The organism is Streptomyces sp. NPDC000410 (assembly GCF_040300305.1).
Taxonomy (GTDB): domain Bacteria; phylum Actinomycetota; class Actinomycetes; order Streptomycetales; family Streptomycetaceae; genus Streptomyces.
In genome coordinates this window covers 407,763-423,139 of record NZ_JBEPDM010000002.1, presented here as the reverse complement: position 1 = coordinate 423,139, position 15,377 = coordinate 407,763, and the positions used below count along the sequence as shown (strand labels likewise).

Here is a 15,377-nt window from a genome sequence, read left to right as displayed (position 1 = left end):
GACATGGGGAAGATCACGGACGGCGAGGGCGGCGGCGCTTCGGCGGGTACGGGGATGGCGATGGGGCTCTCGATCGGCCTGGCCCTGGGGGTCAGCTTCGGGCTGATGTACGACAACCTGGGGATGGGACTCGGGATCGGGATGGGACTCGGTGCCGCCGTCGGCGCCGGCATGGACGCCGCCCGCACGAAGAAGCAACGCGCGGGCGGCGACGACGCCTGAGGGGTGTGACGCCTGAGGGGTGTGACGCCTGAGGGGTGTGACTCTTGAACGGGAGCGGGAGCGGGAGCGGCAGCGGTCCCGCTCAGTCCAGGTAGCCGCGGAGCTGGTCGGCGAAGGCGTGGTCCCGCAGCTTGTTGAGGGTCTTGGACTCGATCTGGCGGATGCGTTCGCGTGTCACGCCGAAGATCCGTCCGATCTCCTCCAGGGTGCGGGGCCGCCCGTCGGCCAGCCCGTAGCGCAGCTGGACGACCTTGCGTTCACGCTCGCCGAGCGTGGAGAGCACGGCTTCGAGGTGCTCGCGCAGCAACAGGAACGCCGCGGACTCCACCGGGGACGCGGCGTCGCCGTCCTCGATGAGGTCGCCGAGGGCGACATCGTCCTCCTCGCCGACGGGCGCGTGCAGGGACACCGGTTCCTGGGCCAGCCGCAGGACCTCGCCGACCCGTTCGGGCGCCAGGTCCAGCTGTGCGGCGACCTCCTCGGCGGTCGGTTCGTAGCCGCGCTCCTGGAGCATGCGGCGCTGGACGCGGACGACGCGGTTGATGAGTTCGACGACATGGACCGGGACGCGGATCGTCCGGGCCTGGTCGGCGAGGGCCCGGGACATGGCCTGGCGGATCCACCAGGTCGCGTACGTCGAGAACTTGTAGCCGCGGGCGTAGTCGAACTTCTCCACGGCCCGGATCAGGCCGAGGTTGCCTTCCTGGACCAGGTCGAGCATGGTCAGACCGCGGCCGACGTACCGCTTGGCGACGGAGACGACGAGGCGGAGGTTGGCCTCGATGAGGCGGCGCTTGGCCATCCGGCCCATGACGACGAGTTTGTCGAGGTCGACGGCGAGCTGTGAGTCCAGGTCCGGGGTGTTGCCGAGCTTCGCCTCGGCGAACAGGCCCGCTTCGACGCGGCGGGCCAACTCGACCTCCTCCACGGCGGTGAGCAGCGGGATCCGGCCGATCTCGCGCAGATACTGCCGGAAGAGGTCGGACGAGGGGCCGGTTCCGGTGTCCGCGCGGCTCTGTGGCCCGGGTGGCTCCGGTGGCTCGGGAGTCTCGGTCAACTCCGGCGGCTCGGCCTCCGGGTGGTGCGCGGCCCGGCTCTGCGGTGGTACGGCCGCGACCGTTTCGGCTTCCGACTCTGTCAGGGTCTGGGTCTGCACGGGGGCGACCTCCAGGGCAGGCGGCAGCGGAACGGCGAAGGCGGCCGGGCCGCTGTCCGTCCCGTACACGATGAGCGGATCCGCGGGGGTGAGTGGCCCACCTTCGGTGAACCGGCCGCGCTCCGGGGACTCAGGCACCGCCACCCAGTGTGGGGTACGACACATCTCTCCCACGAGGGGCGTGCGGTGACTTTTTGGGGGCGGTCCGTGACGGGCCGGTTACGCCGGGCGGGGCCTCCGGGTCCGGTCCGAGCGACCGGGCCCCGAGGCCACGTCCGGGTCGGCTCTGGGCCCCGACTGGGGCGGGGGCCGACCCGGGGGCCGGGGCGCGCCGAGGCGTGGGCCCGACCTGTGGCTGGGGCCGACCCGGGGCTGGGGCCGGGGCGGGGCGGTCGGCGCCAGGGTCCGACCCGTCGCCGGGGGCGCGGGGCCAGGGTCAGGGCCCGGTGGCGCCTGCGGCGGGCCTTCCCCCACCCCTCCCCTTCCGGGAACTGGGGGCTTCGCCCCCAGACCCCCGCACGGCCTTCGGCCGTGTCCTCAGCCGCCCCCTATGCCCTGCAGGCATGGGGGACCGGGAGCCCGGGGTCGAGGATCCGGCCAAGGGGTCCGGGGTGTCTCGGGCGCGGCGCTGGGTCAGAGGGCCTCGGCGCCGCGGTTGCGCAAGGGGCCCGGGGCGCGGCGCCGGTGGGTCAGAGGGCCTCGGCGCCCCGGTTGCGCAGGGACTGGCCGTACTGCTGGAGCACCCACAGCTCGTTCTGGACGGCCGCGAGGTGCTCGGGGTCCGCGTGGGGGCCGAGGCGGGCCAGGGTGCCCTGGACGTCGCGGATGCGGCGGTCGACCGCGCGCAGGCGGACCTGGACGAGCTGGTCGCCCGCGTAGGTCTCGTCGATCGTGCGGCCGTGGACGGCCTCCACCGCGAGCTCGGTGATCATCGCGCGGACGGTGTCGTTGGGCGCGGCGTCGCGGACCCGGGCCAGGTACTCGGGCGGCTCCGGGACGCCCGCTTCCGCTCCCCCGGCGTCCAGGATCGCCTGGCGCACGGCGGCGTAGGGCGGGGCGGTGAACTCGTCGACCCCGTACGCGTCGAACGCCGGGGACACCAGCTGCGGGTACTGGAGGGCGAGCTTGAGCAGCTCGCGCTCGGTGCGGTGGGCGGGGCTGCGGAGGTTGAGCGCGGGGCCGCTGGGGGCCGGCTGCGGCGCCGGGACGTTGTCGTACGACCTCGCCGGGCGCGCCGGGCCCTGGCCGCCGCGGTCGCGCGCCCAGCGGGCGAGCTGGGCGACCCGCTTGACCACGAACTGGGTGTCGAGGATGCCCAGCATCCCCGCGAGCTGTACGGCGACCTCGTGCTGCGAGGCGCTGTTCTTGATCCGGGCGACGATCGGCGCGGCTTCGTCGAGCGCGGCGGCGCGGCCGACGGGGGTCTCCAGGTCGTAGTTCTTCACAATGTGGCGGATCGCGAACTCGAACAGCTGGTTTCGCGGCTCCGCCAGCTCCCGCACGGCCTCGTCGCCCTTGGCGAGGCGCAGCTCGCACGGGTCCATGCCGTCGGGGGCGACCGCGATGAAGGTCTCCGCGGCGAACTTCTGGTCGTCCTCGAAGGCCCGCAGCGCGGCCTTCTGTCCGGCCGCGTCACCGTCGAAGGTGAAGATCACCTTCGCGCTGCCGTTGTCCATGAGCAGCCGCCGGAGAATCTTGATGTGGTCGCCGCCGAAGGCCGTGCCACAGGTCGCGATCGCCGTCGTCACCCCGGCGAGATGGCAGGCCATCACGTCCGTGTACCCCTCGACGACCACGGCGCGGCTGGACTTGGCGATCTCCTTCTTCGCCAGGTCGATCCCGTACAGCACCTGGGACTTCTTGTAGATCGCCGTGTCGGGGGTGTTCAGGTACTTCGGGCCGTTGTCGTCGTCGCGCAGCTTGCGCGCGCCGAAGCCGACGACATCGCCGGAGATGTCGCGGATGGGCCACATCAGCCGGCCGCGGAAGCGGTCGATGGGGCCGCGGCGGCCCTCCTGGGAGAGCCCGGAGAGGACGAGCTCCTTGTCGGAGAAGCCCTTGCCGCGCAGGAAGCGGGTCAGGTGGTCCCAGCCCGCCGGGCTGTAGCCGACGCCGAAGTGCTGGGCCGCGGCCTGGTCGAAGCCGCGCTCGGCCAGGAACTTCCGGCCGATCTCGGCCTCGGCCCCGTTCTCCAGCTGCTCGATGTAGAACTGCGCCGCGGCCTGGTGCGCCTCGACCAGGCGGATGCGCTCGCCGCGCTGGTGGCTCGGGTTGTACCCGCCCTCCTCATAGCGCAGCGTGATGCCCGCCTTCGCGGCGAGCCGCTCGATCGCCTCGGAGAAGGAGAGGTGGTCGATCTTGCGGACGAAGGCGATGGTGTCCCCTCCCTCCTGGCAGCCGAAGCAGTGGAAGAGACCCTTGCTGGGGCTGACCTGGAAGGAGGGGGACTTCTCGTCGTGGAAGGGGCACAGGCCCTTGAGGTTGCCTCCGCCCGCGTTGCGCAGCTGGAGGTACTCGGACACGACGGAGTCGATCGGGACCGCGTCCCGGACCGCCTTCACGTCGTCATCATTGATCCGTCCTGCCACCCGTAAAGCTTAAGGGGAAGGAGTGACAGCGCTGAGCGGCGTCGCCGGGTTCGCGAGCGCCTCCGGGTCCACCGGCCTGCCCGAGCGGATGAGCTGCTGGATCTCCTCGGTGACGTCCCACACGTTGACGTTCATCCCGGCCAGGACCTTGCGGTCCTTGAGCCAGAAGGCGATGAACTCGCGCTTGCCGACGTCGCCGCGGAGGACGACCTGGTCGTACGTGCCCGGCGGCGCCCAGCCCGAGTACTCCATCCCGAGGTCGTACTGGTCGGAGAAGAAGTACGGGATCCGGTCGTAGGAGACCTCCTGGCCGAGCATCGCGCGGGCGGCGGCCGGGCCGCCGTTCAGCGCGTTCGCCCAGTGCTCGACGCGCAGCCGGATGTCGAGGAGCGGGTGGTGCACGGCGGCGACGTCACCGGCCGCGTAGATGTCGGGGTCGGAGGTGCGCAGCGAGGCGTCGACGGCGACGCCTCCGCCGTGCGCCCGGTCGACCAGGGCGAGTCCGGCGGCCTCGGCGAGGCCGGTGCGCGGGGCGGCGCCGATGGCGGCGAGGACGCTGTGGGCGGGGTGCTCGTCGCCGTCGTCCGTCCGGGCGGCGAGGACCATGCCGTCCTGGCCCAGGATCTCCGTGAGGCGGACACCGAAACGGAAGCGGACGCCGTGATCCTGGTGCAGATCGGTGAAGATCTGGCCGAGCTCGGGGCCGATGACCTGGTGCAGCGGGGTGGGCAGGGGCTCGACGATGGTGACCTCGGCGCCGTAGAGGCGGGCGGCGGCCGCGACCTCCAGGCCGATCCAGCCGGCCCCGGCGATGAGGAGGTGACCGTTGTCGCGGCCGAGGGTGGTGAGCACCTGCTTCAGCCGGTCGGCGTGGGCGAGGCGGCGCAGATGGTGCACGCCCGCCAGGTCGGTGCCGGGGATGTCGAGGCGGCGCGGCTCGGCGCCGGTGGCGAGCAGCAGCTTGTCGTAGTGGATGACGGTGCCGTCGCCGCCGAGCCGCACCGATTTGCCCGCGCGGTCGATGGAGGTGACGGGCTGGCCGAGGTGCAGCTCGACGTCGTGCTGGGCGTACCAGGCGGGCTCGTGGACGAAGACGCTCTCGCGCTCCTCCTTGCCGGCGAGGTAGCCCTTGGAGAGGGGCGGGCGCTCGTACGGGTGGTCGCGTTCGTCACCGATCAGGATCACCCGGCCGCTGAAGCCCTCGGCACGGAGGGTCTCCGCCGCCTTGGCCCCGGCGAGTCCACCGCCCACGATGACGAATGTCCGATGCGCGTCGACCACTTGATGCCTCCTCTTAAGTTGCCCGCCACGCTACGGCGTCTGCTCTGCGAGCTTCCCGCACGCAGCGTGATCGCGAAAGAGGGAGAACCGCGACGGGCGTGTCGGCTCCGGGCACCCCCAGGGCCTGTCTTGTGGATCAGGCCCTAGGCCCGGCGCCTCGTCGTCAGGCGGGCGTGCAGCGTGCGGGCCGAGGCGTCCGTGAGCGACGCGATCTGGTCGACGATCACGCGCTTGCGGGCCCGGTCGTCGGGCGCGGCGTCGAACAGCGCGCGGAACTGCGGGTCCAGGCCCTCCGGTGCGCGGGTGGCCAGGGCGTCGGCGAGCTCGGCGACGACGACGCGCTGGTCGGCGCGGAGCACCTCCTGTTCGGCGCGCTGCATCACATAGCGGTCGGCGACGGCCTTGAGGACCGCGCACTCGGCGTGGGCCTCGCGGGGGACGACCAGCTCGGCGGCGTACCGGGTGAGCCGCCCGGTGCCGTACGCCTGCCGGGTGGCGGTCTCGGCGGCGAGGCAGAACCGGCCGATGAGCTGGCTCGTCGCGTCCTTCAGGCGCGCCTGGGCGATGGCCGTGCCGTCGTAGCCGTGCGGCCACCACTCCTCGTCGACGAGCCGGTCGAGGGCGTCGGCCAGCTCCTGCGGGTCCGTGTCGTCGGGGACGTAACGGCCGATGGCGACGTCCCAGATCTCCTGGCGCTCGTGGTCGGAGAGGAGGACGTTCGGGTCGATGTGGCCGGCGTGCAGGCCGTCCTCGAAGTCGTGGACCGAGTACGCCACGTCGTCCGACCAGTCCATGACCTGGGCCTCGAAGCATTTGCGGTGCGCCGGGGCGCCCTGGCGGGCCCAGTCGAAGACCGGCAGGTCGTCCTCGTACACCCCGAATTTCGGCGAACCGGGGTCGGTGGGGTGACCGCCGCGGGCCCACGGGTACTTGGTCGCCGCGTCCAGCACCGCGCGGGTGAGGTTGAGGCCCACGCTGACCAGTTCGCCGCTCTCCCCGTCGTGCACGAACCGCTTGGGCTCGATGCGGGTGAGCAGCCGCAGCGACTGGGCGTTGCCCTCGAAGCCGCCGCAGTCCTTGGCGACGTCGTTGAGGGCCTGTTCGCCGTTGTGCCCGAAGGGCGGGTGGCCCATGTCGTGGGCGAGGCAGGCGGCCTCCACCAGATCGGGGTCGCAGCCGAGCGCCGCGCCCAGCTCCCGGCCGACCTGGGCGCACTCCAGGGAGTGGGTGAGGCGGGTGCGCGGACTGGGGTCCCAGGCGGCGCTGCGCGAGCCGGGGGTCACCACCTGGGTCTTCCCGGCGAGGCGGCGCAGGGCCCCGGAGTGCAGCACGCGTGCGCGGTCGCGCTGGAAGGCCGTGCGGCCGGGGCGTTTGTCGGGCTCGGCGGCCCAGCGCTCGGTGGCGGTGTCGTCGTATCCGGGATCGGCCGAGGTGGTGCCAGTGGTGCCTTCCATGCTCCTGACGTTAGCCGCTGCCGCCGACCGTGTGACTCAGGCGGTGACGAGTTGACGCCCTCTGCGCATGGTCGCGGTGGCCGTAGCGGTGCGCGCCAGCGTCTCGTCGTAGCGGTGCAGTACGAGCCGTGCGAGCGCGGGATGCGCGCCCAGCGGGGCGGCGGCGAGGTGCGCGGTGGCGTTCGCGGCCGCCGTCGCGAACCGTCCGGGCGCGGTGAAGTACGAGGCCACGGCGGTACGGTGACGGCCGCGCGCGGCCAGGGCGCGCAGCGCGTCGGGCACGGTGGGCGCGGCGGCGGAGGCGTACGCCGGGAGGACCGGCACCCCGCCCAGGCGCTCGCCGAGCAGCGCGGCGGTGCGTCGGGCGGCGGCGGCCGACTCGGGGTCGCGCGAGCCGGCGGCCGCGAGGACCACGCCCGCGCTGCGGCTGCCGTTGTCCTCGGCGCGCCATCCGGCTTCGGTGAGCCGGTCGTACAGCGCCTCGACGAGCAGCGGGTGCGGGCCGAGCGGCGCGGCGATCCGGGCCCGCAGGCGGGGCGCGGCGGCGACGGCGTCGGGGATGTCCCGCTTCACGTGGTGGCCGGGTCCGAGCAGCAGCGGTACGAGGACGGCGTCGCGGGCGCCGAGGGCGGCGAGGGTGTCGGGCAGGAGCGGTTCGTCGAGCTCGATATGCCCGAGTCGTACGTCGAGCCCGGGGCGCAGCTCCCGGACCCGGTCGAGCAGCTGGTTCACCGTGCGCGGGGCGCGTGGATCGCGGCTGCCGTGCGCGACGGCGACGAGGGCGGGCGCGGGAGCGGAAGCGGACTCGGGGGCGGGGAGGGCATGTATCTCGGGAGAACTCATGGGCCTGCGCACTCCATTGAGCCGGACATGACTGAGCTGTGCCCCGAGCTCCGTGGTGATGCGGGTGAGCAGTTGCGCGGTGCTGTCGAGGAACAGCGGGTTCGGGGCCAGGGACGCGTGAGGGTGTACCGACTCCGTCATGAACCGATCCTGGCGGGCGCAGATTGCCGCGTGATTGCGTGGGGGTGACGGGTGTTTTCCGGGCGCTCACCGGTCCCGGCCGGGCGCTGTCAGACCGCCGCCTCCCGCATGGAGGGACTACGCCGCCAGCCAGACCCGGAGCACCCCGCCGGGGACGCAGCCCTGGCGGGTCGCGGCGGCCAGGGAGTCGCCGTGCTCGTAGCCGACGACCGGCATTCCGGGCCACAGGTGGGCGACGGTCGCGAGGCAGCCCGCCCAGGCGCTGTCGAGGTCGCCGTCCGAGCCGAAGAGGTTCGAGACGCCGACGACGGACTCGCTGCGGGTCACCACCGCACCGGCGACGGTGCGACCGTCCTTCGCGGTCCCGGCGAGCACCGTGGTCGCCCGGTCGGCGAGGAGCTCGGGCCGGAAGAGTCCGGCCAGGGAGTCGTCGCCGTCGCGCCACGCGGTCGCCCACGCGGCCAGGCTCCGCGCCGTGCGCACGGGCCTCCAGGTGACGTCGTCGGGTGAGACGGGCGCGATGAGGACGGCCGGCCGGTGCAGCCACCGGGCCTCGAAGAGGACGTCGAAGCCGTCCGCCGACAGGTCCAGCTGCCCGAAGCTGTCCTTGACCGAACAGCCCGGCGCGTCGCGGTCGATCTCGCCCAGTACCTCGCCCGCCGTGGCGCCCTGCGTCAGGGTCACGGCGTCCGGGTAGAGCGGTGGAGTCCGCCGCTCGCTGCTCCAGACCCGCTCGCCGAACACTCCCGGGGTCCCGTGGGCCCGGCACATGGCGTCGCACCACTGCGCGTTGTTCCGTGCGGCGGCGTAGATGTCGTGCGACTGACTGATCATGAAACCGATGATGCCGGATCACCCGCTCGGAGCGGCACCACACGAGCATTCCCTTACGCATGCTTTGTCCGGCAGGAGTTCGTGCCCTTTCCCATCCGTACGCCCACAAGACGCCCCTCGAACGAGTGATCCGAGTCTTCCTGATCACATCCGCGCCCCTCGGTGAACCATTGCGCCCCCTGGGGCGTCGGACGGGGTGAACCATCGAACGGGGTACGAAGACCAGGGGGCAGTCCATGCGCAAGCTCACGCTCGTGCCGAGGAGCCGGCGCGGCAAGCGCCGTGCCGTGCAGGCCGTGATGCTCGGGTGCGTGCTCGCGCTGGCCCCGGCGACCTGGATGCACGCGGTCGCGGACAGCCGGATCCGTACCGTCGCGGACGTGCCCGCGCAGGACGTCGCCGTCGTCTTCGGCGCCGGCCTGTGGAACGGGAGGCCGACCCCGTATCTGGCGCACCGCCTCGACACGGCCGCCGAGTTGTACCGGGCGGGGAAGGTCAGGGTGGTCCTGGTGACGGGGGACAACAGCCGGGCCGAGTACGACGAGCCCGACGCGATGCGGACGTATCTGACCCAGCGCGGCGTGCCGGACGGGCGGATCGTCAGCGACTACGCCGGCTTCGACACCTGGGACTCGTGCGTCCGCGCCAAGAAGATCTTCGGCGTGGACCGGGCGGTGCTGGTGACGCAGGGCTTCCACATCCGCCGCGCGCTCGCGCTGTGCGACGCGGCGGGGGTCGAGTCGTACGGCGTAGGGGTCACCGAGCCGCACGACTCGGTCTGGTACTACGGCGGGGCGCGGGAGCTGGTCGCGGCGGGGAAGGCGGCGCTGGACGCGGCGATCGAGCCCGATCCGACGTTCCTGGGCCCGCGGGAGCCCGGGGTCACCGAGGCACTGGCGTCGGCCGTCGGGCCCTGAGGGCTCACCGCTCCACCGGCGGCGGGCGGAGGTGCGTGTACCGGGCCCGTAATACGACGAGGCCGCATCCGTAACACCGGCGACGCACGCTGGGTGCCATGTCCCACGCACCGTCCCACGCCCCCGCCCCCGCCCCCGCGCTCGTTCCGACGCACTGCCCGTACTGCGCCCTGCAGTGCGGCATGAATCTGCGCGGGTCCGGGACCGGGACCGGGACCGGCTCCGGAGACGCGGTCGAGGTCGAGGTCGTCGAACGCTCGGACTTCCCCGTGAACCGGGGCGCCCTGTGCGGCAAGGGACGTACGGCACCCGCCGTGCTCTCCTCCCGGGTGCGGCTGACCGGGCCCCTGGTCCGACACCCCGCCACAGGCAGGCTCGAACCGGCCACCTGGGAGGAGGCCCTGCGGGCGACGGCGGAGGGTCTGCGGCGGACGAGGGAGCGGTACGGCGCCGACGCGGTCGGTGTCTTCGGCGGCGGGGGCCTGACGAACGAGAAGGCGTACGCGCTCGGGAAGTTCGCCCGGGTCGTGCTCGGCACCTCGCAGATCGACTACAACGGGCGCTTCTGCATGTCGTCGGCCGCGGCCGCGCACCAGCGGGCGTTCGGTCTCGACCGGGGGCTGCCGTTCCCGCTGGAGGACATTCCGCGGACCGGCTGCGTGATCCTCGTCGGGTCGAACCTCGCCGAGACGATGCCGCCCGCGCTGCGCTATCTCACCGAGCTGAAGGCGAACGGCGGCACGCTGATCGTCGTCGACCCGCGGCGTACGAAGACGGCCGAGCAGGCCGATCTCCATCTGGCGCCGCGCCCCGGCACCGATCTGGCGCTCGCGCTCGGGCTGCTGCACCTGGTGGTGGCGCAGGGGCGTACGGACGAGGAGTTCATCCGGGAGCGTACGACGGGGTGGGAGGAGGCCAGGGCGGCGGCGATGGCCCACTGGCCGGAGCTCGTGGAGCGGATCACGGGCGTCGGCGTGCCCCAACTGCGGGCGGCGGTGGAGATGTTCTGCGACGCGACCGCCGCGATGGTCCTCACGGCGCGCGGGCCCGAGCAGCAGTCGAAGGGCACCGACACGGTCGGCGCCTGGATCAATCTCGCCCTCGCGACGGGGAACGCGGGCCGGCCGCTGTCCGGTTACGGCTGCCTCACCGGGCAGGGCAACGGCCAGGGCGGCCGCGAGCACGGCCAGAAGGCGGACCAGCTGCCCGGGTACCGGAAACTGGACGACCCGGCGGCGCGGGCGCACGTGGCCGGGGTGTGGGGCGTGGACCCCGACTCGCTGCCGGGGCCGGGGCGCAGTGCGTACGAGCTGCTGGACGCGCTCGGGGGTGATGTGCGGGCGCTGCTGCTGATGGGCTCGAACCCGGTGGTGTCCGCGCCGCGCGCCGCGCACGTCGAGGAGCGGCTGCGCGCGCTGGACTTCCTCGCGGTCGCCGATGTGGTGCTGTCGGAGACCGCCGAGCTGGCCGATGTGGTCTTCCCGGTGACCCAGTGGGCCGAGGAGACGGGGACGATGACCAATCTGGAGGGCCGGGTGCTGCTGCGGCGGCGCGCGGTCACTCCGCCGACGGGGGTACGCAGCGACCTGGAGGTCCTGGAGGCGCTGGCCGCGCTGCTGGGGTGCGAGAAGGGGTTCCCGGCCGACCCGGAGGAGGTCTTCGAGGAGCTGCGCCGGGCGTCGGCGGGCGGCCTCGCGGACTATGCGGGGATCAGCTACCGGCGGCTGGAGGAGGAGCAGGGCGTCTTCTGGCCGTGCCCGGAGGAGGATCGTCCCGGGACCCCCCGGCTGTTCCTGGACCGCTTCGCGACGCCGGACGGGCGGGCGCGGTTCGTGCCCGTCGTGCACCGGGAGGCCGGGGAGTCGACGGACGCCGAGTACCCGGTGCTGCTGACCACCGGGCGCGTCGTCGCCCAGTACCAGTCCGGTGCCCAGACCCGCCGGGTGCCCGAGCTGAACGCCGCCGCGCCGGGCCCCTTCGTCGAGCTCCACCCGCGCCTCGCCGCCCGGGTGGGCGTCGCGGACGGCGACCCGGTCGCGGTGGTGTCGCGGCGGGGGCGGGCGGTGGCGCCGGCGCGGGTGACGGACGCGATCCGGCCGGACACGGTGTTCATGCCGTTCCACTGGCCGGGGGCCGGCCGGGCCAACACCCTGACGAATCCGGCCCTCGACCCGACGTCGCGCATGCCGGAATTCAAGGTGTGCGCGGTCCGCCTGGAGCCGGGTGCGGGTGCGGGGGGCTGACGGGGCGCGGGTGGGGGCGGGGGGGGCGCCTGCGGCGGGCTTGTTCCCCTCCCCGCCCCTTCCCGAACTGGGGCTCCGCCCCAGAACCCGCGCCTCAAACGCCGGCGAGGCTGGATATGAGGCTGCGCCCCATTCCAGCCCGTCCGGCGATTGAGGACACGGCCGAAGGCCGTACCGGGGGTCTGGGGGCTTGCCCCCAGTTCGGGAAGGGGCGGGTAGGGGAAAGGCCCCGCGCAGCGGCCCCCCACCGTCACCCCGTCGCCCGCGCCGCCCAGTCGCCGCCCGGGATCGGCGTGCCGTGGGCGCGTAGGGCGCGGGCCGTCGGGGGTGAGGCCACGTACACCCACGCCGCGACCGTCCCCGTGGCCGTGCGGACGTCCCGGGCGACCCGTTCGTAGAGGTTGCGCGGGTCGCCGGGAGCCACGTACTCCTCCAGGTGGTCGAGGACCGCGAGGAGTTCGGCGTAGTGGGCGGGGGCCGCCGTGACGAGGTCGCCCAGGACCTCGCCGGGGGCCTCGACCGCGTACGGATAGCCGGGGCCCTCGTAGAGGACGGCCCCGCTCAGCCAGGCCGGCTGCTCCGCGGCGGTGCGGCCGCGCAGGAAGAGGTCGTGGTTGGGTTCGCCGGGGCGCAGCGTGCCGTAGACGAAGAAGGGGAGGAGAGGGGCGCCCCCCGCCTCACCCCCCGCCGCACCATCCGTCACGACGTCTCCGCCGCGACCCACTCCAGATACGCCTCGCTGCCGCGCACCACGGGCGTCGCGATGATCTCCGGCGTGTCGTAGTCGTGGTGCGCCCGCAGATGCGCCTCCAGCGCGTCGTAGCGGGCCTCGGTGGTCTTGAAGAGGATCTGCCACTCCGCGCTCGTCTCGATGGCGTCCTGCCAGCGGTAGACGGAAGTGACGGGCCCGGAGATCTGCGCGCAGGCGGCGAGGCGGGCGTCCACCGCGCCGCGTGCCAGTTCCCCGGCCTTCGCCTCGCTGTCGGTCGTCGTCAGGACGGTGATGGCGGTGATGACGGTCACGTGGGTCACGCCTCCAACCTAAAGCGTCTCTGATCAGCTAAGCGATCCCATGTGAACCGTAGGGCCCGATGTGGGTTCTGCCCACCTGGGCGGGGAAGCGTGAGCGTGGAGGTGGAATCCCGCGCCTCGTGCTGCTCCGCGTGGCCGGTGGCCGGTGGTGGGTGTGCTGATCGTGGCCGCGCTCTGGTGCCGGTGGGCCGCACGGGGCAGCCGGGTCCGGTCCGTTGGTGCGTGTCCCTCCGGACGCTGGCCAGCGCGACCCGAAGGCCGTGCTGGGGAGGGAACCTCACGTCGCCTGGGCGTGAGGCGGTTGGTTCGTGGCCGGGTGGGGCCGGTCTTGGACCGGTCTGTCCGGCTGGTCTTCTCGGTGGCCACGATGACGGCCTTGGTCTCCATGGCTTCGACTACCGAGCGGATGGCCATGGTGCCGGTGGCGCGGTCTGTGACGGTCTTGGTCTGGTGGGCGAGGCCGCGTGCTGCGATCCGCCGCCAGGCTCCTTGGTCGCGGTCGCCCTGCCACGCGCAGCCGGGACAGATGGCCCACTTCCATCCGGCGGTGGTGGGTCGGTCCGGGGCTTTGCGGTGACGGAGCGGGGTGAGACACATGGGGCAGTGCTTGGAGGTGTCGCGCGGCGGCACGATGACGACGGCTATGCCCGCTTCGGCCGCCAGGTGGCGGATGCGGTCGGTGATCTGGCCGCGCACCGTCTGGGACAGACGCGTGTTCATCGTGCGGCTCATGCCGCCTGCTTCCATCGACCGCAGGTCTTCCAGGTAGATGGCCGTGGCTCCGGCCGCGACGGCTTGGTCCACGGTCCAGCGGGCAGCCGACCAGGCCAGGGCGTCGTTGAGGTTGGAGCGGCGTGCCGAGACGCGCCGGATCTCCTCCGCCAGGATCGCGGCCTTGCTGTCCAGGGCGGGGCTGGCGAGCCGGGCGTACTGGTCGGCCTTGGCGTGGAGGCGTTCGGAGTCGCGGCGGAGCCGGTATTGCTTGGCCAGAACGCCGCCGGCGCGGAACTGCGCACCCGTTCCGAGGGCGGTGATCCGGCCGTCTTCGTGGAGCTGGGCCGCGCCTGCGCTGAGGAGAGTGTTCAAGCCCCAGTCCACACCCAACGCCACGGCGTGGCCAGTGCGCTGAGCTTTGGGCACGGGGTGGGTGTAGGCGAGATCGGCGCGTACCTTCCCGCTCGTGATGCGCAGGTTGGGCAGGTGGATCACCGCGCATCCGGGAACGGTCGGGGGCAGGGTGACGGGGCAGGACACCCAGGTCCAGTCCCGGTACGCCTGGGGGTCGGGCCGGACGGGGAGCTGGAGCCGAAGCAGTGCCCGCTGTCCGTCGTCGGAGCGTTCGATGGTGGCCTGCTGCCCGTCGCAAGCGGCGAGCAGCAGCATGCGCGGTACACGCGGTGTGGCCTCCAACTCGAACACATCGGCCGGGAGCCGCCCGTTCTTGCGCGCGAATGCGGTGATCTGCCGGGTGCGGGAGCGGATCACGCTGGAAGGCAAGGACTCCCCGCCCGGTATCGCGGCCCGTACCGCGTCCCACTCCGCTGCGGTGCGCTTGTCCGGATCGGCGGGCCAGACCGCCAGGACCCCGGCGACCAGGTCGGCACGCCACTTGACCAACCGCAGCGCCCGCCCGGCAGTCTCCTGCGCCATGCGCACGATCCGGTCGTTCACCTTCACCGGGGCGGCGACGGTCCATCCGAGGCGGCGCAGCGCCATCCAGGCATTCGAGGGGAGCTTGCGGCCTGCGGCGTCCTCACCGGATGCCAGGCTGTCGACGTCTTCGGTGTTCCAGTGCTCGGCGATGAGACGCCCGGCCATGCCGGAGGCGAGATCAAGGCACCACCCGATCCGCTCCGCCAGCGCGGCGGCGGGGATGATCTCGCCTGTCTTCTCGTCCACGCCCGATCGGATCAGGGCGCGGGCGCAAGCGGTGCGGTAGGTCTCGCCTTCTGCGAGCGGCAGTTTCCGGCTCACGCGGCCCTGCCCTCGTTGTCACACTGACCGGACTCGGCCAGCAGACGGCGACGGTTCTGCGCGCTACGCATCCCGTACAACCGGCCGGCGAACGTGGTCACCAGGGAGATGAAGTCTTCCAACAGTTCATCCCGGCCGCCGAGCTTCTTCGGGTGCAGCACCTCCACAGTGACCCCATACACGGCGAACAGGCGCTTGAGCCAGCCGACCCCGAACCGGGCCAGCCGGTCCTCGTGGGTGACGCGCACGACGGTCACGGAGCCGTCCGACACCATCGTCAGCACCCGGTTCAGGCCAGGCCGGTTCTCCTTCAAGCCCGAGCCTCGGTCCTTGACGACCTTGACGACCTCACCGGTCGCAGTGGCCCGTAGCTCGGTCTCCTGGGCCTCCAGAGAGGACTCCTGCCCGGACGAGCCGGACACGCGTACATACAGCAACTCCAAGCGCGGACGGGCAATCGAGGAGGAGCCACGCTTCATGTTCTCGATATCCACGGAGGAGAACCGGCGCTCGCGACCGACCCACGTGAACGGAATCTTGCCGTCCAACGCCCACTGACGAAGCGTCATCGGGTGTATCCCGAGACGCTTCGCGGCCTTGGACATACGCAGCAACTCCATGCGCACAACAATACATGCACAACACTATTGATAACTAAGGAAGTTGATGAGCCTGTCCGGCGGATCTCCACG

General features: G+C 72.6%; 13 protein-coding genes. 3 read left to right on the top strand and 10 right to left on the bottom strand.

Features of this window, described 5'->3' with window-relative positions; translation table 11 throughout:
* Positions 1-3 precede the first annotated feature (3 nt).
* Positions 4-222, top strand: coding sequence for a hypothetical protein (locus tag ABT342_RS05255; protein WP_351567240.1), 219 nt, complete (start codon positions 4-6; stop codon positions 220-222).
* Positions 223-304: 82 nt separating this feature from the next.
* Here ABT342_RS05255 and ABT342_RS05250 read toward each other — a convergent pair whose 3' ends face one another.
* The 6 genes from ABT342_RS05250 to ABT342_RS05225 all read right to left on the bottom strand — a co-directional run bounded on the left by ABT342_RS05250 (position 305) and on the right by ABT342_RS05225 (position 8,519).
* The gene (locus tag ABT342_RS05250; RefSeq protein ID WP_351567237.1) at positions 305-1,516 is read right to left on the bottom strand and encodes an RNA polymerase sigma factor; all 1,212 of its coding nucleotides are present in this window, start codon (positions 1,514-1,516) and stop codon (positions 305-307) included.
* A gap of 551 nt (positions 1,517-2,067) precedes the next feature.
* Positions 2,068-3,966, bottom strand: a complete 1,899-nt coding sequence (gene dnaG / locus ABT342_RS05245; RefSeq protein ID WP_351567234.1) for a DNA primase — start codon at positions 3,964-3,966, stop codon at positions 2,068-2,070.
* 9 nt (positions 3,967-3,975) lie between these two features.
* Positions 3,976-5,247, bottom strand: a complete 1,272-nt coding sequence (locus tag ABT342_RS05240) for an NAD(P)/FAD-dependent oxidoreductase (RefSeq protein WP_351567232.1) — start codon at positions 5,245-5,247, stop codon at positions 3,976-3,978.
* A 143-nt stretch (positions 5,248-5,390) separates the two neighbouring features.
* Entirely contained in the window at positions 5,391-6,701 is a 1,311-nt protein-coding gene (locus tag ABT342_RS05235; protein WP_351567230.1) for a deoxyguanosinetriphosphate triphosphohydrolase, read from the bottom strand.
* Positions 6,702-6,737: 36 nt separating this feature from the next.
* Entirely contained in the window at positions 6,738-7,685 is a 948-nt protein-coding gene (locus tag ABT342_RS05230; RefSeq protein WP_351567228.1) for a sirohydrochlorin chelatase, read from the bottom strand.
* Between the two features lie 117 nt (positions 7,686-7,802).
* Positions 7,803-8,519 carry a hypothetical protein gene (locus ABT342_RS05225; protein ID WP_351567226.1) on the bottom strand — a complete coding sequence of 239 codons (717 nt, stop codon included), beginning with the start codon at positions 8,517-8,519 and terminating at the stop codon, positions 7,803-7,805.
* A 236-nt stretch (positions 8,520-8,755) separates the two neighbouring features.
* On the opposite strand from ABT342_RS05225, the gene ABT342_RS05220 reads away from it, so the two are divergent.
* Both ABT342_RS05220 and ABT342_RS05215 read left to right on the top strand, forming a co-directional pair.
* Positions 8,756-9,436: a SanA/YdcF family protein gene (locus ABT342_RS05220; RefSeq protein ID WP_351567223.1), complete on the top strand. Its 681-nt coding sequence runs from the start codon at positions 8,756-8,758 to the stop codon at positions 9,434-9,436.
* A 98-nt stretch (positions 9,437-9,534) separates the two neighbouring features.
* A complete protein-coding gene (locus tag ABT342_RS05215) occupies positions 9,535-11,679 on the top strand; it encodes a molybdopterin oxidoreductase family protein (protein WP_351567220.1) in 2,145 nt (714 codons plus the stop codon).
* Positions 11,680-11,929: 250 nt separating this feature from the next.
* On the opposite strand, the gene ABT342_RS05210 is transcribed toward ABT342_RS05215, so the two are convergent.
* From ABT342_RS05210 to ABT342_RS05195, 4 genes are read right to left on the bottom strand one after another with little or no spacing between them, the layout of a single operon-like run.
* Positions 11,930-12,382, bottom strand: coding sequence for a gamma-glutamylcyclotransferase family protein (locus ABT342_RS05210; RefSeq protein ID WP_351567217.1), 453 nt, complete (start codon positions 12,380-12,382; stop codon positions 11,930-11,932).
* Complete coding sequence (gene cutA / locus ABT342_RS05205) at positions 12,379-12,711, bottom strand: divalent-cation tolerance protein CutA (protein WP_502965462.1); 333 nt, start codon at positions 12,709-12,711, stop codon at positions 12,379-12,381. Before cutA ends, ABT342_RS05210 begins: the two co-directional genes overlap by 4 nt.
* A gap of 24 nt (positions 12,712-12,735) precedes the next feature.
* On the bottom strand, positions 12,736-14,685 hold the full coding sequence (locus ABT342_RS05200) for a zinc ribbon domain-containing protein (protein WP_351567214.1): 1,950 nt from the start codon (positions 14,683-14,685) through the stop codon (positions 12,736-12,738).
* Positions 14,682-15,290 carry an IS607 family transposase gene (locus ABT342_RS05195; protein ID WP_351567211.1) on the bottom strand — a complete coding sequence of 203 codons (609 nt, stop codon included), beginning with the start codon at positions 15,288-15,290 and terminating at the stop codon, positions 14,682-14,684. Before ABT342_RS05195 ends, ABT342_RS05200 begins: the two co-directional genes overlap by 4 nt.
* Positions 15,291-15,377: the final 87 nt, after the last annotated feature.

Coding starts and splice junctions, on each gene's coding strand:
- ABT342_RS05255 (WP_351567240.1), top strand. CDS start 4: ATGGGGAAGATCACGGACGGCGAGGGCGGCGGCGCTTCGGCGGGTACG.
- ABT342_RS05235 (WP_351567230.1), bottom strand. CDS start 6,701: ATGGAAGGCACCACTGGCACCACCTCGGCCGATCCCGGATACGACGAC.
- ABT342_RS05230 (WP_351567228.1), bottom strand. CDS start 7,685: ATGACGGAGTCGGTACACCCTCACGCGTCCCTGGCCCCGAACCCGCTG.
- ABT342_RS05225 (WP_351567226.1), bottom strand. CDS start 8,519: ATGATCAGTCAGTCGCACGACATCTACGCCGCCGCACGGAACAACGCG.
- ABT342_RS05220 (WP_351567223.1), top strand. CDS start 8,756: ATGCGCAAGCTCACGCTCGTGCCGAGGAGCCGGCGCGGCAAGCGCCGT.
- ABT342_RS05215 (WP_351567220.1), top strand. CDS start 9,535: ATGTCCCACGCACCGTCCCACGCCCCCGCCCCCGCCCCCGCGCTCGTT.
- ABT342_RS05195 (WP_351567211.1), bottom strand. CDS start 15,290: ATGTCCAAGGCCGCGAAGCGTCTCGGGATACACCCGATGACGCTTCGT.